Raw genomic sequence first — 16,573 nt, 5'->3', positions numbered from 1 at the left:
TTAAAATGGCAAAATACGCTTATTATGATCCAAAATCCTTTATCGTTCTCGACTGGATGAATACTGATCTCTATAACTACCCAGAAAGACAACCCTTAATAGAATTGACAGAACAGCAATGGCAGGACTATTCAAGCTCCAATAAGCAAACTTGGGTTAACAGCGAAACGCTTACATTTATCACCACTCCACCACCGGAAGATTTTTATATCCTAAAAAAAGGGGAGTGGGTATTTGATGAAGAACGAATGCTGATGACTCTTGCCAAAATAAAAACCGATAAAATTCAACAAATTAAGGAAAAACGCGATGAGATTATCGCCGATTTTATTATCATTGAAAGTTATTTTTTCCATAGTGACACTAACAGTCGTATTCAGCAATTATCATTAACCAAAATGGGGCAAGAAAAGAAGATACCTAAAGGATTAATGTGGCAAACCAAGAACAAAGGTTTAATCGAACTAACTAACGACATTGCTGCCCAGTTTGAAACCGTCACCATGGACCACGATATGCGCTTGTTTGCCAATGCGCAGCGCCATATCGCTGCAGTAGTAGAGCTGGAGAATATCCAGGCGGTGATTGATTACGACTACTCAACAGGCTGGCAACCATGAGCAAAAACACAGTCTGGCTCGCCTGCTATAAAGGGCGAACGGAACACCGTGGCATTGCCAGGCTGGCCGACTGGGTGACTCGCAAAGTCACCCGCGGTATCTACTCTCACTGTGAACTGGCGATAGAACACGGCGGAAGTGAGTATCTATGCTACTCCGCGTCGTTTCGCGATCGTGGCGTGCGGGGAAAATTGATGCCATTGCCTGACGACAAGTGGGATAAATTACCATTGCAGGCGAGTCAACAGGAAGTGGAAGCATTTTTTCGTAAACATAGCGGAAAACGTTACGACTGGCAGGGTGCAATAGGTATCGTATTAGGCAATCGGGAAAAGCGCGAACGGTTATTTTGCAGTGAGTTCTGCGCTGAATTTCTTCAGCTCAATGAGAGTTGGCGCTACTCACCCAATCACCTGTATGCTCTCGTCAGCAGTTGGCAATTCAATCCGTAAACAATACCCGGCTTTAACCAGGCCGGGTAATCCTTCACTACGGATTATGAATATAATTTATTTGAATAAATATCCCTCAAGCGATACACCATTGCTATGGTCTGGCTCGATCCAGGTCAGTTTATAAAAAGCAAACTCAACTATATCGATCGCAAGGAAAACATTATGCTTGCCGCCATCACCCGGCTGTTCCCGTTATGGGCGCTGCTGCTCTCCATACTCGCGTATTACACCCCCACTACGTTCACGGGCATTGGTCCGTGGGTGACCACGTTGCTGATGCTGATTATGTTCGGCATGGGTGTGCATCTAAAAATCGACGACTTTAAACGCGTGCTCTCGCGCCCGGCTCCGGTTGCTGCAGGGATTTTCCTGCACTACCTGGTGATGCCCCTTGCGGCCTGGCTGCTGGCAATGGCCTTTAAGATGCCACCCGACCTCTCCGCCGGGATGGTGCTGGTGGGCAGCGTGGCCAGCGGAACCGCCTCCAATGTCATGATCTATCTGGCAAAAGGCGATGTGGCGCTCTCCGTAACCATCTCTTCGGTATCCACGCTGGTGGGTGTGATTGCCACGCCGCTGCTAACACGCCTGTACGTTGACGCCCATATTCAGGTGGACGTGATGGGAATGCTGCTGAGCATTTTGCAAATCGTGGTGATTCCGATCGCGTTGGGCCTTGTCATTCACCACCTGTTCCCGCGCGTGGTAAAAGCCGTTGAGCCCTATCTGCCTGCGTTTTCGATGGTCTGTATTCTGGCCATTATCAGCGCCGTGGTAGCCGGTTCTGCGTCGCACATTGCATCCGTGGGCTTTGTCGTGATTATCGCGATAGTGTTGCATAACACCATTGGCCTGCTGGGCGGATACTGGGGCGGGAAACTGTTTGGCTTCGATGAATCCACCTGCCGGACGCTGGCAATTGAAGTAGGGATGCAGAACTCCGGTCTGGCAGCGGCACTCGGGAAAATTTACTTCTCGCCGCTGGCGGCTCTGCCTGGTGCGCTCTTCTCGGTCTGGCATAACCTGTCCGGTTCGCTGCTGGCGGGATACTGGTCCGGCAAACCGATAGAAGAAAAACCACAGAAAACAGATGAATATCGTCTTTAACAGTCGGGTGGCGCTACGCTAACCCGACCTACACTCTCCGCACGCGCAAGCCGGGGAAAAAAGGGGCTTAACGCCCCTTCTTTTTACGTCCCGGTTGCGTAAAGCGTTTACCTGCGGGCTTGCCTCGCCCTTTCTCTTCCGACTGCGGTGCTTTCACGACCGGGCGTTTAATCGCCTGAGTTTTCGGTTTGGCTTTGGCCTTCGGCTTTGCTTCAGACGAGGAGTTCTCGATAAGCTTAAACAGCTCGATCAGTTCATCATCGGTTAAATCACGCCACTCGCCCAGCGGGATACCGGACAGGCTGACGTTCATGATGCGCGTGCGTTCCAGCTTCGTCACTTCATAACCGAAGTATTCGCACATACGGCGGATCTGACGATTCAGGCCCTGCACCAGGGTAATGCGGAACGCGAACGGCGCTTCTTTCTTCACCTTACACTTTTTCGTGACGGTACCGAGGATGGGTACACCGGCGCCCATGCCGCGAATAAATTCGTCGGTGACCGGTTTATTTACCGTCACGATATACTCTTTCTCGTGGTCATTCCCGGCACGCAGAATCTTATTCACCAGATCGCCGTGGTTAGTGAGGAAAATCAGCCCCTGCGAGTCTTTATCCAGACGGCCAATCGGGAAGATACGGCTGCTGTGGTTAACGAAATCAACGATGTTGTCCCGCTCGCCATCTTCTGTGGTGCTGACAATCCCAACCGGTTTATTCAACGCGATAAACACCAGGTCTTCTGCATCACGCGGTTCGATGAGCTGACCATTCACTTTAACCACGTCGCCAGGCATCACCTGGTCACCAATAGTGGCGCGTTTGCCGTTGAGGAACACATTACCTTGTTCGATGTAACGGTCCGCCTCGCGACGTGAGCAGATCCCGCTCTCGCTAATGTATTTGTTTAATCGGGTTGATTGAGTTGGCAGCATAGTTTCTCCTGTGAAGGGCGAAATATACCTTAGGTCTGGGCAGGAAAAAAAGATTAGCCGACGGTAACTGAGACGGGTTTTTTAGTTTGCGAGACACTTTCAGGATTTAGCGTCAGACCATTTATCCTTGAGCTAACTCCTTTTAGCTTTACTCCCCACAGAGATTTATTTGTAGTTTATAAATCACAGGGAGTAATATGAAGGAGATCGTTCAGACTGAATCCTTCCGACGCTGGGAGCAAAACTTAAAAGATCGGCGAGCAAGGACCATTATCGCGTCCCGCCTCTTTCGGTTGGCAAATGGCTTAGCGGGCGACATAAAACCCGTGGGGGAAGGTATATGCGAGTTGAGGATCCACTTTGGTCCGGGCTACAGAATCTATTTTAAAGACCAGGGCAATTACATCATCGTGCTGTTGTGTGGTGGTGACAAAAGCAGCCAGGCCAGAGACATACTTATGGCAAAAATGCTGAGCAATGTATCCCAATGGCAGGAGTGAATGAGCATGCATAAATTAACACCCTACGATCCAGCCATCGCGTTGGTAGATGATGAGGAAATAGCCGTGTTTATGGCTGATGCATTAGAAACCGGTGACTCAGCGTATATTGCTAAAGCTTTGGGCGTCATCGCACGAGCGAAAGGGATGTCGACCATTTCACAGCAAACTGGCCTGTCACGAGAACAACTGTACCGATCATTTAGTGATAAGGGGAACCCAACGCTTAAAACCACGCTGGCGGTCATGAAAGCATTGGGTCTTGGGCTCACAATCAAACCCGCCGGGGATTAATACTCATCCCGCTCGTCATCTTCATCCGGCTGTTCCATCACGCTGTACGCCACCGCACAGAACAATGAGTTAAGGCGTTTCATATCCCCCAGTAGCCCCAGGTGCAGGGAGCTGGTTTCGATACTCTGCACGTTCTGCTGGTGCAGACGTTCAACGTGGGCGTGCGAGTAGCGGCGGTTGAGGATACGGAAGCGATGCTTGTTGCGGCGCAGACGGCGTGCGCTCGGCACATCGCTTGAGAAGAAGACCAACATCGCCAGCTTCAGGTTGCTAAGAAGTTGTTCGTGCAGGGCTTCCAGCTCCTTCAGCCCTTCGACGGAGAACGCACGGCGGGCAGCCAGAGATTTGTCAGCAATTTCACTGCCCATCCGCTCCACAATATCCGAAGCCTGCTCAAGGTTAAGCGACATCTCTATGATTTCCGCCCAGCGGCGGGACTCCTCTTCCGCCAGTTCATCCTGGGGGATGCGCGCCAGATAGAGCTTGATAGCGGTATAAAGTACGTTGATATCATCCGCCAGCCGGCGCAGCTCTTTCTCTTCCCGCGGCTCGCCGTGCATCACCTTTTGCAGGCCTTCGAGCATGGTTTCCATCGCATCACCCATGCGCAGCGTCTCGCGGGCGGCATTGGCCAGCGCCAGCGCAGGAGTATCCAGCGCGGAGGTATCCAGATGCTTCGGTTTCAGGCGCGCATCCAGCTCCGGTTCATCGCGTATAAGCCGTTCGCAGAAGCGCGCCATCGGTTCGGCAAACGGCACCATCGCCAGGCAGCGCACCAGGTTGTAGAAGACGTGGAAGTAGATCACCAGTTCTGCCTTCGGCAGAGAGAGGTTGTCCATCAGGTTCGCCAGTGGGTGCACAAACGGCAGAATAATCAGGCTGCCCACCAGCTTAAACAGCAGACTGCCGAGCGCCACGCGGCGGGCGGCAGCATTGGCAGCGCTGTTATTGAGCATCGCCAGCAGGCCCGAGCCGAGGTTAGCCCCGATCACCAGACACAGTGCGACCGGGAAGGAGATCGCCCCTGCGGCGGTGAGCGTGGCCGTCAGAAGTACCGCCGCCAGGCTGGAGTAACTGACGATGGCAAACACCGCGCCGATGAGCGCATCCAGCATAATATCGCCGGTTAACGAGGCGAAGATAACCTGCACACCGTTGGCTTCGGTAATGGGCGTGACCGCCTGCACAATCAGCTCCAGCGCCAGCAGAATCAGCCCGAGGCCAATCCCCACGCGTCCAAGCTGACCAGCGCGCGTCTGCTTACGCCCAAGGAAAAAGATGACCCCGATAAATATCAGCAGCGGCGACAGCCAGGAGAGATCGAAAGTCAGGATACGTGCCATCAGCGCGGTACCCACGTCAGCGCCCAGCACAATAACCAGTGCAGGGGCCAGCGCCACCAGATCCTGAGCGACAAACGATGTCACGAGCAATGTGGTCGCATTACTGCTCTGAACCAGCGCCGTTACGCCAATGCCCGCGCAGAAGGCGAGCGGTTTCTTCTCCACGCTGCTGCTGAGAACGGTACGTAAACGTGCGCCAAACACGCGCATCACGCCGGTACGGACAATATGGGTGCCCCAGACCAGCAGTGCGACTGCCGAGAGCAGATGTAACAGGGTCAGCACGGAAGGTTATCCTCCTTATCGTTATTCATTTTCCTTAGGTCAGTATAAGGGTTTAAACGTAAGAAAGAGACAGGGCGCTCAATGAGCGCCCTGTTAGTTGTAAGGAAAAGTGACGTCAGTCGGCGTCGTAGCCAAGATTCGGCGCTAACCAACGCTCCACTTCAGAGACGCTCATGCCTTTACGCAGTGCATAATCTTCAATCTGATCGCGCTGCAGCTGCGCCACGGCAAAGTATTTGCTGTCCGGATGGCTGAAGTACCAGCCGGATACCGATGCCCCAGGCCACATCGCGAAAGATTCGGTCAGTTTCATTCCGGTATGGGCCTCAACGTCCAGCAGCTGCCAGATGGTGCCCTTTTCGGTATGTTCCGGACAGGCCGGGTAGCCCGGTGCCGGGCGGATCCCCTGGTAGTTTTCGCGGATCAGCTCCTCATTGCTGAGATTTTCATTCGCCGCGTAGCCCCAGTAAACCTTGCGTACGCGCTCATGCAGATACTCTGCGAACGCTTCCGCCAGACGATCGGCAATCGCTTTGACCATGATTTTGTTGTAATCATCGTGCTGCGCTTCAAAGGCATCCGCCAGGGCGTCCTCTTCCAGACCGCCGGTCACGGCGAAGGCACCGATGTAGTCGGCTTTACCACTCAGCTTCGGCGCAACAAAATCGGCCAGACAGTAGTTGGCAAACCCGACCTTTTCGGTTTGCTGGCGCAGGTGATGGCTTACGGTCAGCACGTGAGTGCGCGTCTCATCGCGATAAATTTCGATGTCGTCGCCCACGCGGTTAGCCGGGAATAGCCCCACCACGCCGCGCGGGTTAAGGGCTTTCTCGGCGCTGAGTTTGTCGAGCATGTCGTTAGCGTCTTTAAACAGGCGCTTCGCCTCTTCGCCGACAACCTCATCTTCCAGGATGCGCGGATATTTGCCTGCCAGCGACCAGGTCATAAAGAATGGTGTCCAGTCGATGTAGTTGCGCAGCGTTTCGATGCTGGCGGTCACCTCCTGCACGCCCAGGCGATGGGCAACTGGCGGCGTATAGCTCGCCCAGTCAAACGCCAGATCGTTATCGCGCGCCGCCTGAAGCGTCACCGGTGGGGTGCGCGGTTTCTTGCGGGCATGCTGAATGCGGACGGTTTCGTACTCTTTGCGGGTCCGGGCCACAAAGTCATCGCGCTGGGTGTCGGAGAGCAGCGCTGAGACCACGCCCACGGTGCGAGAGGCGTTCTGTACATAGACCGTCGGGCCGCTGTAGTTCTGCTCAATCTTCACCGCAGTATGCGCTTTTGAGGTGGTCGCCCCGCCAATCAGCAGCGGAATGGTGAAGCCCTGACGCTCCATCTCTTTCGCCACGTTAACCATCTCGTCGAGCGACGGGGTAATCAGCCCCGAAAGGCCAATCAGGTCAGCATTGACTTCGCGCGCGGTCCTGAGGATTTTATCCGCCGGCACCATTACACCAAGGTCAATAATCTCGTAGTTATTGCACTGTAGCACCACACCGACAATGTTCTTTCCGATGTCATGCACGTCGCCCTTCACGGTGGCGATAACCATTTTACCGTTGCTGGAGCCCTGCTCTTTGCTGGCTTCGATGAACGGCTCCAGATACGCCACGGCCTGCTTCATTACGCGCGCGGACTTGACCACCTGCGGCAGGAACATTTTGCCCTCGCCGAACAGATCGCCCACCACGTTCATGCCGTCCATCAGCGGCCCTTCGATAACCTCGATGGGCCGGGCGGCCTGCTGGCGCGCCTCTTCGGTATCCTGCTCGATAAATTCGGTGATGCCTTTTACCAGCGAATATTCCAGCCGCTTCTTGACATCCCAGCTACGCCACTCGGCCTGCTGGACGTTGGCAGCGTCGTCCGATTTGCTGCCGCGGTATTTTTCTGCCAGATCGAGCAGCCGCTCGGTGGCGTCGTCACGGCGGTTGAGGATCACATCCTCCACCGCGTCGCGCAGTTCTGCGGGCAGATCGTCATAAATCGCCAGCTGTCCGGCGTTGACGATCCCCATATCCATCCCGTTGCGGATGGCGTAGTAGAGGAATACGGCGTGGATCGCTTCACGTACCGGGTCGTTGCCGCGGAACGAGAACGACACGTTCGAGACGCCGCCGGAGATCAGCGCATGCGGCAGCTCACGTTTGATGTCTTCACACGCGCCGATAAAGTCCTGAGCGTAGTTATTGTGCTCTTCAATCCCGGTGGCGACGGCGAAGATGTTCGGGTCAAAGATGATGTCTTCCGGCGGGAAGCCCACCTCTTCGGTCAGGATCTTGTACGCACGGCGGCAAATCTCAATTTTGCGCTCGCGGGTGTCCGCCTGGCCCACTTCATCAAAGGCCATCACCACCACGGCCGCGCCGTAGCGGCGCACCATCTTCGCGTGGTGAATAAAGATATCGACCCCTTCTTTCATTGAGATGGAGTTGACGATACCTTTGCCCTGAATGCACTTCAGCCCTTTTTCGATCACTTCCCATTTGGAGGAGTCAATCATGATCGGCACGCGGGCGATATCCGGCTCGCCGGCGATCAGGTTGAGGAAACGTACCATCGCCGCCTCGGCGTCGAGCATCCCCTCATCCATGTTGATGTCGATGATCTGCGCGCCGCTTTCTACCTGCTGGCGGGCAACGTCCAGCGCTTCGCTGTACTTCTCTTCTTTGATCAGGCGTTTGAATTTCGCGGAACCGGTGACGTTGGTACGTTCCCCAACGTTCACAAACAGGCTGTCGTCACCGATGGTCAACGGCTCAAGGCCGGAGAGCCGGCAGGCAACCGGCAGCTCGGGCAGTTTACGCGGCGGCAGACCGGCCACGGCATTGCTCATTGCGGCGATGTGCTCCGGCGTGGTACCGCAGCAGCCGCCAACGATATTCAGGAAACCGGATTCGGCCCATTCGCGGATCTGCGCCGCCATGGTGTCTGCATCCAGATCATATTCGCCAAAGGCGTTTGGCAGACCGGCGTTCGGGTGTGCGGTGACGTAGCATTCCGCAATACGTGACAGTTCCTGCACATACTGGCGCAGCTCATCCGGACCCAGCGCACAGTTCAGGCCGAAGGAGAGCGCTTCCGCGTGGCGCAAAGAGTTATAAAACGCTTCGGTGGTCTGCCCGGACAGGGTACGGCCAGAGGCATCGGTAATGGTGCCGGAAATCATGATTGGCAGCTCGACGCCCAGCGCCTCGAACTCCTCTTTCACCGCGTAAATCGCGGCTTTGGCATTGAGGGTATCGAAAACCGTTTCAATCAGGATCAGGTCGGAACCGCCTTCCACCAGCGCTTTGGTTGATTCACGGTAGGCTGCCACCAGCTGGTCAAAGGTGATGTTACGAAACGCCGGGTCGTTTACGTCCGGTGAAATAGAGGCGGTGCGGTTGGTTGGGCCCAGCACCCCGGCAACGTAGCGCGGTTTCTCCGGCGTGCGCGCCGTCCACGCGTCGGCACAGGCGCGGGCCAGCTTCGCCGCCTCATAGTTTATCTCCGCCGACAGGGATTCCATCTGGTAATCCGCCATGGCGATGGTTGTCGAGTTGAAGGTGTTGGTTTCAACGATATCCGCCCCCGCTTCGAAGTAGGCGTTGTGGATATCCGCAATCACCTGCGGTTTGCTTAATACCAGCAGGTCATTGTTACCTTTGAGATCGCATGGCCAGTCCGCAAAACGTTCGCCACGGAAATCGTCTTCACTGAGGCGATAGCTCTGGATCATGGTGCCCATGCCGCCGTCCAGCACCAGAATTCGTTCATTTAACTGCGCACGCAGTTGCTCTACTTTGCTGCTCACACTTGCTCCCGACAACGCTCAACCAGGCCAAAAGGCTGCGGTCCATACTGGCACAATCTTGCAGGGTGGAAAAGTCACACGGCGGTAACATGAGACATGTTCACTATCACTCATCCGATCAGTCAGGATAACGGTTGCAAAATCACCAAATAAAACGAAAATGATTTCCACGATACAGAAAAAGGAGATCGTCATGGTCACGACCGTTCCCGCGAAACGCGGCAGAAAACCTGCTGCCACCCCCGCCGCACAACAGGGCGGACAGGTTCAATCGCTTACACGCGGTTTGAAGCTGCTGGAATGGATAGCCGAGTCGCACAGCAGCGTGGCCCTGACGGAGCTGGCCCAACAGGCTGGTTTGCCGAACTCCACTACGCACAGGCTGCTGACCACCATGCAACAGCTTGGCTTTGTGCGTCAGGTTGGCGAGCTGGGGCACTGGGCAGTCGGCGCCCATGCGTTCATCGTCGGCAGCAGCTTCCTGCAAAGCCGCAACCTGCTGGCGATTGTGCATCCTATCCTGCGCAAATTAATGGAAGAGTCGGGCGAGACCGTGAATCTGGCCGTACTCGACCAGAGCGATCATCAGGCGATCATCATTGACCAGGTACAGTGTACCCAGCTGATGCGTATGTCAGCCCCCATTGGCGGTAAGCTGCCTATGCACGCGTCCGGCGCGGGTAAGGCGTTTCTGTCGCAGCTCAGCGAGGAGCAGGTGACGGGGCTGCTGCACCGCAAAGGGCTACACGCCTATACCCACGCTACGCTGGTGTCGCCGGTGCATCTGAAAGAAGATCTGGCGTTGACCCGTAAGCGCGGCTATTCGTTTGACGACGAGGAGCACGCCCTGGGCCTGCGCTGCATTGCGGCCTGTATCTTTGACGAGCATCGCGAACCGTTTGCCGCCATCTCCATCTCCGGGCCGATTTCCCGTATGACCGACGATCGCGTCACCGAGCTGGGTGCGCTGGTGATTAAGGCGGCGAAAGAGGTCACCCTGGCGTATGGTGGGATTCGCTAGGATTGAGTGCGGTCTGATGCCCTCACCCCGGCCCTCTCCCATAGGGAGAGGGAGAAAACCGGATGCAAAACCGCTGCTTACGACGGTAGGCGTACACATCTTCCACATGCCCGTTTTTGATCCGCGTTTGCAGCCCGCGCCAGTAGCTGGCACGAAACAGATCGGCATGCATCTCTTCAAACAATGGCCCAATACGCGGGTCGGCGCACAGCCAGTGGCGAAACTCCTCGGGAAAGACATCGCCCGGTGAGACGCTGTACCACGGCTCGCCGGAGAGTTCATCTTCCGGGTAACGGGGCGGCGGGATATCGCGGAAATTAACCTCGGTCATGTAGCAAATTTCATCGTAATCATAGAACACTACCCGCCCGTGTCGGGTCACGCCGAAGTTTTTAAACAGCATGTCGCCAGGGAAGATATTGGCGGCGGCAAGCTGACGAATCGCGTTGCCGTACTCTTCAATGGCATCTTTTAAAGCCTGACCGTCGGCCTGTTCCAGCCAGATATTCAGCGGCACCATACGGCGCTCGATATACAGATGGCTAATCGCTATTTTGTCGCCCAAATCGGTGATTTTTGCCGGTGCTTCCTGCAGTAACAGGGCCATTAAAGCCGGATCGATCTGCCGCTTATCCAGCACAAAATTTTCAAACTCCTGCGTATCCGCCATACGTCCGACGCGATCGTGTTCTTTCACCAGCTGATAGCAGGCACGAACATGCGCTGCGGTCATCTCTTTCTGCGGCGCAAATGTATCTTTGATGACCTTAAACACCCGGTCAAACCCCGGCAGCGTAAAGACCAGCATCACCATGCCGCGAATGCCGGGCGCTTCGATAAATTGCTCATCGGCGGTGGTGACATAACGCAAATACTCCCGGTAGCTTTCCGTTTTGGCATGCTTTTGACAGCCAATCGCCATATACAGCTCGGCGGTGGTTTTGCCCGGCAGGATCTCGCGCAGCCACTCCACCAGGGCGGCAGGCAGCGGAGCGTAGACCATAAAATAGGAGCGGGCGAAGCCAAACACAATGCTGGCCTCAGCGCTGGTGGTCAGGCAGGTATCGACAAACAGTTCGCCGTCATCGGTACGGTGTATGGGCAGCAGAAACGGCACGGTGGCGGAGGGCGTCACCAGCTTGCCCACCAGCCATGCGGCTTTATTGCGGTAGAAAAGCTCGTTGGCGACCTGCAAATGGCAGTGGCTGAGAGCCTCTTCGCCAAAGGATTCGTGGAGATGGGCGATGATAAAGCCAATATCGCGGGCTTTATTCTCCCACGGCAAACGCAGCGGTAAGTCTGTTAACACGCGGTGCAGGAGCTTCTCCCAGCCGTGGTCGGGGAAAAAATCCTTCGCCAGCGGGCGCGGAATGGTGCGAAAACGGCGCTCCGGCTGGGAGCTAAAAATAAATAACCGCTCAGGAGATAATGAGCGGTGGTCAAATAACCGGCAATACACGGAGTTGAAAAAGCTCTCCGCAATCTCGAAGCGCGGGTAGTCTGGCAACAAATGGGTGTAGTGCTCCTTAACGCGCAGTAAAAATGCCGCGTCAGGGTTTTTACCGTCGGTAATGCAGCGCAGTTGTTCCACCACCAGACCCACGTGATGATCGTAGAGGTGAATACGCTGCTTCATGGCCTGCTGGACCGCATGCCAGTCGGCGTGCTCAAAGCGCTGCTGCGCGCCGGAGGTGACTTCCAGAAAACGACCATACTGGGCATCGAAGCCCTGCAAAATAGTCTGTGCGATCAGTAATTCCAGACCACGCGACATAGATTCCCCCTCACCCCAACCCTCTCCCCAGAAGGGAGAGGGGGAAAAGATTAGAACTGCGCTTCTTCTGTTGACCCCGTTAAGGCGGTGACGGAGGAGACGCCGCCCTGAATAATCGTGGTTACATTATCAAAGTAACCGGTTCCCACCTCCTGCTGATGAGAAACAAAGGTATAGCCCTCTTTACCCGCGGCAAACTCCGGCTGCTGCACTTTCTCAACATAGTGCTTCATGCCTTCGCCCTGCGCGTAGGCGTGCGCCAGGTCGAACATGTTGAACCACATGCTGTGGATCCCCGCCAGGGTGATGAACTGATACTTGTAGCCCATGTCTGACAGCTGCTGCTGGAAGCTGGCGATGGTTTTATCGTCCAGATTCTTTTGCCAGTTGAAGGACGGCGAGCAGTTATAGGCCAGCAGTTTGCCCGGGTATTTGGCGTGGATAGCATCGGCAAAGCGTTTTGCCAGCGCCAGATCTGGCGTGGAGGTTTCGCACCAGACCAGATCCGCATACGGTGCATACGCCAGGCCACGGCTGATGGCCTGCTCAATGCCAGCATGGGTACGATAAAATCCTTCGCTGGTGCGCTCGCCGGTAATGAACTCGCTGTCGTATGGATCGCAGTCAGAGGTGATCAGGTCAGCCGCGTCTGCATCGGTACGGGCAATCACCAGCGTTGGCACGCCGAGCACGTCAGCGGCAAGACGCGCAGCAACCAGTTTCTGAATCGCTTCCTGGGTCGGGACCAGCACTTTGCCGCCCATGTGTCCGCATTTCTTCACCGAGGCCAGCTGATCTTCGAAGTGTACGGCCGCTGCACCGGCCTCAATCATCGATTTCATCAACTCAAAGGCGTTCAGCACGCCGCCGAAACCGGCTTCTGCATCCGCGACGATCGGCAGGAAGTAGTCAATAAAGCGCGGATCGTTTGGCTCAATACCTGCCGCCCACTGGATCTGATCCGCACGGCGAAAGGTGTTGTTGATCCGATCCACCACCGACGGCACCGAGTTTGCCGGATAGAGCGACTGATCCGGATACATGCTGGAGGCCAGGTTGGCATCCGCCGCGACCTGCCAGCCGGAAAGATAAATGGCTTCGATACCGGCCTTCGCCTGCTGCAATGCCTGACCGCCGGTCAGTGCACCGAGGCTGTTGATGTAGCCCTTTTTGGAGCCGCCATGCAGCAGATGCCACATCTTCGCCGCGCCATTTTGCGCCAGCGTACATTCCGGATTGACCGAGCCACGCAGTTTCACCACTTCCTCAGCGCTGTATGGGCGACGGATACCTTCCCAGCGCGGCTGTGTCCACTCTTTCTTCAGTTCTTCGATTTGTTGGGTACGGGTTTTCATGTGCAGATGCTCCATATTGTTATGTGGTGGATTTACGCAAGCAGGCGGTAGCCTGGCAGGGTGAGGAAGTCGATTAAGTCATCTGAGGTTGTGATTTGCTCCATCAGGCGGGCGGCATCATCAAAACGTCCGCTGCTAAAGCGGTGTTCGCCCAGCTCGTCCTGAATGACGCGCATCTCTTCGGCCAGCATCTGGCGGAACAGGGATTTGGTCACCGGCTTGCCGTTGCTGAGCGTTTTCTGATGGTGGATCCACTGCCAGATAGAGGTACGGGAGATTTCTGCCGTCGCCGCGTCTTCCATAAGACCGTAGATGGGCACACAGCCGTTACCGGAGATCCACGCTTCGATGTACTGCACGGCCACGCGGATATTGGCACGCATGCCCTCTTCCGTGCGTTCACCCGAGCACGGCGCCAGAAGTTGCTCTTCTGCGATTGGGGCATCGTCATCACGGGTGACAAACAGCTGGTTTTTGTTGTCGCCGAGCACGTGGTTAAAGACTTCCATTGCCGTATCGGCCAGGCCTGGATGGGCGATCCACGTGCCGTCGTGACCGTTACGCGCTTCAAGCTCCTTATCAGCTTTCACCTTGTTGAGCACCTGATTGTTACGCTCAGCGTCTTTGCTCGGAATAAAGGCCGCCATGCCGCCCATCGCAAAGGCACCGCGCTTGTGGCAGGTTTTAATCAGCAGGCGCGAGTAGGCGCTGAGGAACGGTTTATCCATGGTGACAACCTGGCGATCCGGCAGTACGCGATCGGGGTGGTTTTTCAACGTTTTGATATAGCTGAAGATGTAGTCCCAGCGTCCGCAGTTCAGACCCACAATGTGATCGCGCAGAGCGTGCAGGATTTCATGCATCTGGAATACGGCAGGCAGCGTTTCAATCAGCAGGGTGGCTTTAATGGTGCCACGCGGCAGGTTGAAGCGATCTTCCGCGTAGCTGAACACCTCACTCCACCAGGCCGCTTCCTGCCAGGCCTGGGTCTTCGGCAGGTAGAAATAGGGGCCACTGCCTTTTGCCAGCAGGTTTTTGTGGTTGTGGAAGAAATAGAGGGCGAAATCAAACAGGCTGCCCGGAATCGCTTCTCCGCGCCACGTGACGTGTTTTTCCGGTAGGTGCAGGCCGCGTACGCGGCAGATCAGAACCGCCGGATTGGGTTTCAGCTGATAAATTTTACCGGCTTCGTTGGTATAGCTGATGGTGCCATTAACGGCATCGCGCAGGTTGATCTGCCCGTCGATCACTTTACGCCAGTCCGGGGCCAGGGAGTCCTCAAAATCCGCCATAAAGACTTTGACGTTAGCGTTCATGGCGTTGATCACCATTTTGCGCTCTACCGGACCAGTGATCTCAACGCGGCGATCCTGCAAATCTTCAGGGATGCCGCGGATTTTCCAGTCGCCGCGTCTAATGGAAGCGGTTTCCGAAATAAACCCAGGCAGCTTGCCATTATCAATTTCCTGCTGTTGATGAATGCGTGCAGCCAGCAGCTTATTGCGCTGCGGCGTAAAGCGGGTTACCAGTTCAGTCAGGAATTCAACCGCCTCAGCCGTCAAAATTTGCTGTTCTTGCTCGCCATACGGCTGGGTAAAGGCCAGTTCATCGACCGTCGTTGCCTGTTGAGTCATCACTCTGCTCCTCATCAAAGATCCAAATTCACATCCCCAATGCGAACGAAAGATCGTTGTGTAGTTTTCGCTCAGCAGAATTAAGACTATCTCTATTTTTTCCAAAATCAAAAACAATTTCCATTTTAAATTCAATTTAACTTCAACTTATTGATTAATATGAATTTAAAGTTTTATTGCATGTTGAGTTGAATTTCGGAAATAAAAAAGGCACCCGAAGGTGCCTGATGTGAATAGCTGAAACGCTTTAGGATCGTTTTATGCAGAAGATTACTCCAGCGTCGGATTCATGTGACGCAGATCGTATGGAGTTATCTGGTAGACGTAATAGTTGAGCCAGTTAGTAAATAGCAAATTCCCGTGACTGCGCCAGGTGGCTCGCGGTTTGTTCTGAGGATCGTTTTTCGGGAAGTAGTTATACGGCACATCCGGATTGAGACCCGCTTCGACATCACGGAAATACTCTGCCGCGAGGGTGTGTGGATCGTATTCAGGATGCCCGGTTACAAAGGCAATACGCTTATCTTTGCTGGCAAACAGGTAAGCATCGCCATCTTCTGTTTCGGCCAGGATCTCCAGATCGGTGTAGTCACGAATCAGCTGCGCCGGGAAATCGGCGTAGCGCGAATGCGGGGCCAGGAACGAATCATCAAACCCGCGTGTCAGCAAGGCATGAGGGTGAAGAATGTGGTGTTCGTATACGCCGGAGAGTTTTTCGGTACGGGTTTGTTTGGGGATGCCGTAGAGAATATTCAGCGCAGCTTGTACTGCCCAACAGACAAACAGCGTGGACGTGACGTGATCTTTTGCCCACTCCAGTACCTGTTTGATCTGCGGCCAGTAGGCGACATCATTAAATTCTACCAGGCCCAGCGGCGCACCGGTGACAATCAGTCCGTCAAAGTTTTCCTCGCGGATATCGTCGAAGTTACAGTAGAAGTTATTCAGATGCTCAGAAGGCGTGTTACGCGACTCACGGGCATCGATCCGCAGCAGCTGAATATCCACCTGGAGCGGAGAGTTCGAAAGCAGGCGCAGGAACTGATTCTCTGTTTCGATCTTTTTCGGCATCAGATTAAGAATGAGCACCTTCAGCGGGCGAATTTCCTGACCTGTCGCGCGTGAAGTGGTCATCACAAAGACGTTTTCTTCACGTAAGAAATTGACGGCTGGTAGCTCGTCCTGCACCCGAATCGGCATAACCTTGTATCCTCACAGCATACGTATAAACGTTTAGACATCCAGACAGCCAACGATACCCAGAATTGGCGTGAATGTCGAGTCTGCAAGCTTAAGGTGAGAAAGTTTCAAGGAGAGGGAGAAAACAAAAGCAAAAAACCCCGCACCTTGCGGTACGGGGTTCTTCTTATTTGATGCCTGGCAGTTCCCTACTCTCACATGGGGAGACCCCACACTACCATCGGCGCTACGGCGTTTCACTTCTGAGTT

At 54.8% G+C, this 16,573-nt stretch carries 14 protein-coding genes; 6 read left to right on the top strand and 8 right to left on the bottom strand.

All coding sequences use genetic code 11. The features are described from left to right. Positions 1-5 precede the first annotated feature (5 nt). From ACMWKA_RS19590 to panS, 3 genes are all read left to right on the top strand, one after another. Positions 6-620, top strand: coding sequence for a DUF4376 domain-containing protein (locus ACMWKA_RS19590; protein WP_414760526.1), 615 nt, complete (start codon positions 6-8; stop codon positions 618-620). Then, positions 617-1,072, top strand: coding sequence for a hypothetical protein (locus tag ACMWKA_RS19585; protein WP_414760525.1), 456 nt, complete (start codon positions 617-619; stop codon positions 1,070-1,072). The genes ACMWKA_RS19590 and ACMWKA_RS19585 overlap by 4 nt, the downstream gene beginning before the upstream one ends. A gap of 165 nt (positions 1,073-1,237) precedes the next feature. After that, positions 1,238-2,182 (top strand): ketopantoate/pantoate/pantothenate transporter PanS, encoded by a 945-nt coding sequence (gene panS / locus ACMWKA_RS19580; RefSeq protein WP_128311365.1) that lies wholly within the window; start codon positions 1,238-1,240, stop codon positions 2,180-2,182. 67 nt (positions 2,183-2,249) lie between these two features. Here panS and rluF read toward each other — a convergent pair whose 3' ends face one another. Further along, the gene (gene rluF, locus ACMWKA_RS19575) at positions 2,250-3,119 is read right to left on the bottom strand and encodes a 23S rRNA pseudouridine(2604) synthase RluF (RefSeq protein WP_023621411.1); all 870 of its coding nucleotides are present in this window, start codon (positions 3,117-3,119) and stop codon (positions 2,250-2,252) included. A gap of 197 nt (positions 3,120-3,316) precedes the next feature. On the opposite strand from rluF, the gene ACMWKA_RS19570 reads away from it, so the two are divergent. Further along, the gene (locus ACMWKA_RS19570; protein WP_058684023.1) at positions 3,317-3,619 is read left to right on the top strand and encodes a type II toxin-antitoxin system RelE/ParE family toxin; all 303 of its coding nucleotides are present in this window, start codon (positions 3,317-3,319) and stop codon (positions 3,617-3,619) included. A 6-nt stretch (positions 3,620-3,625) separates the two neighbouring features. Further along, positions 3,626-3,913, top strand: a complete 288-nt coding sequence (locus tag ACMWKA_RS19565; protein WP_013095028.1) for an addiction module antidote protein — start codon at positions 3,626-3,628, stop codon at positions 3,911-3,913. Here the strand turns inward: ACMWKA_RS19565 and ACMWKA_RS19560 are convergent. Together ACMWKA_RS19560 and metH are read right to left on the bottom strand one after the other, a co-directional pair. Next, positions 3,910-5,541, bottom strand: coding sequence for a Na/Pi cotransporter family protein (locus ACMWKA_RS19560; protein WP_013095027.1), 1,632 nt, complete (start codon positions 5,539-5,541; stop codon positions 3,910-3,912). The genes ACMWKA_RS19565 and ACMWKA_RS19560 overlap by 4 nt on opposite strands. 115 nt (positions 5,542-5,656) lie before the next feature. After that, a complete protein-coding gene (gene metH / locus ACMWKA_RS19555) occupies positions 5,657-9,340 on the bottom strand; it encodes a methionine synthase (protein ID WP_038980788.1) in 3,684 nt (1,227 codons plus the stop codon). 193 nt (positions 9,341-9,533) lie between these two features. Here metH and iclR point away from each other — a divergent pair, with 193 nt between their 5' ends. After that, the gene (gene iclR / locus ACMWKA_RS19550) at positions 9,534-10,361 is read left to right on the top strand and encodes a glyoxylate bypass operon transcriptional repressor IclR (RefSeq protein WP_013095025.1); all 828 of its coding nucleotides are present in this window, start codon (positions 9,534-9,536) and stop codon (positions 10,359-10,361) included. A 22-nt stretch (positions 10,362-10,383) separates the two neighbouring features. Here the strand turns inward: iclR and aceK are convergent, their stop codons facing one another. From aceK to ACMWKA_RS19525, 5 genes are all read right to left on the bottom strand, one after another. Further along, positions 10,384-12,135 carry a bifunctional isocitrate dehydrogenase kinase/phosphatase gene (aceK, locus tag ACMWKA_RS19545; RefSeq protein WP_414760524.1) on the bottom strand — a complete coding sequence of 584 codons (1,752 nt, stop codon included), beginning with the start codon at positions 12,133-12,135 and terminating at the stop codon, positions 10,384-10,386. Positions 12,136-12,185: 50 nt separating this feature from the next. Further along, a complete protein-coding gene (gene aceA, locus ACMWKA_RS19540) occupies positions 12,186-13,490 on the bottom strand; it encodes an isocitrate lyase (protein ID WP_058684019.1) in 1,305 nt (434 codons plus the stop codon). A 32-nt stretch (positions 13,491-13,522) separates the two neighbouring features. After that, the gene (aceB, locus tag ACMWKA_RS19535; protein WP_013095022.1) at positions 13,523-15,124 is read right to left on the bottom strand and encodes a malate synthase A; all 1,602 of its coding nucleotides are present in this window, start codon (positions 15,122-15,124) and stop codon (positions 13,523-13,525) included. A 270-nt stretch (positions 15,125-15,394) separates the two neighbouring features. Continuing rightward, a complete protein-coding gene (gene metA, locus ACMWKA_RS19530; RefSeq protein WP_013095021.1) occupies positions 15,395-16,324 on the bottom strand; it encodes a homoserine O-acetyltransferase MetA in 930 nt (309 codons plus the stop codon). Between the two features lie 33 nt (positions 16,325-16,357). After that, the coding region (locus ACMWKA_RS19525) for a hypothetical protein (RefSeq protein WP_414760523.1) at positions 16,358-16,573 on the bottom strand (216 nt) is incomplete at its 5' end.

The sequence above is a fragment of the Enterobacter sp. 03-F-07-AD-ECC genome (assembly GCF_047530935.1).
GTDB lineage: Bacteria > Pseudomonadota > Gammaproteobacteria > Enterobacterales > Enterobacteriaceae > Enterobacter > Enterobacter cloacae.
The sequence above is the reverse complement of the archived record's forward strand: the minus strand, read 5'-3'. Positions and strand labels throughout refer to the sequence as shown.

Bases quoted from the DNA above. Each gene is read 5' to 3' on its own strand.
- ACMWKA_RS19590 (WP_414760526.1), top strand. From the start codon at position 6: ATGGCAAAATACGCTTATTATGATCCAAAATCCTTTATCGTTCTCGAC.
- ACMWKA_RS19585 (WP_414760525.1), top strand. From the start codon at position 617: ATGAGCAAAAACACAGTCTGGCTCGCCTGCTATAAAGGGCGAACGGAA.
- panS (WP_128311365.1), top strand. From the start codon at position 1,238: ATGCTTGCCGCCATCACCCGGCTGTTCCCGTTATGGGCGCTGCTGCTC.
- rluF (WP_023621411.1), bottom strand. From the start codon at position 3,119: ATGCTGCCAACTCAATCAACCCGATTAAACAAATACATTAGCGAGAGC.
- ACMWKA_RS19570 (WP_058684023.1), top strand. From the start codon at position 3,317: ATGAAGGAGATCGTTCAGACTGAATCCTTCCGACGCTGGGAGCAAAAC.
- ACMWKA_RS19565 (WP_013095028.1), top strand. From the start codon at position 3,626: ATGCATAAATTAACACCCTACGATCCAGCCATCGCGTTGGTAGATGAT.
- iclR (WP_013095025.1), top strand. From the start codon at position 9,534: ATGGTCACGACCGTTCCCGCGAAACGCGGCAGAAAACCTGCTGCCACC.
- aceK (WP_414760524.1), bottom strand. From the start codon at position 12,135: ATGTCGCGTGGTCTGGAATTACTGATCGCACAGACTATTTTGCAGGGC.
- aceA (WP_058684019.1), bottom strand. From the start codon at position 13,490: ATGAAAACCCGTACCCAACAAATCGAAGAACTGAAGAAAGAGTGGACA.
- aceB (WP_013095022.1), bottom strand. From the start codon at position 15,124: ATGACTCAACAGGCAACGACGGTCGATGAACTGGCCTTTACCCAGCCG.
- metA (WP_013095021.1), bottom strand. From the start codon at position 16,324: ATGCCGATTCGGGTGCAGGACGAGCTACCAGCCGTCAATTTCTTACGT.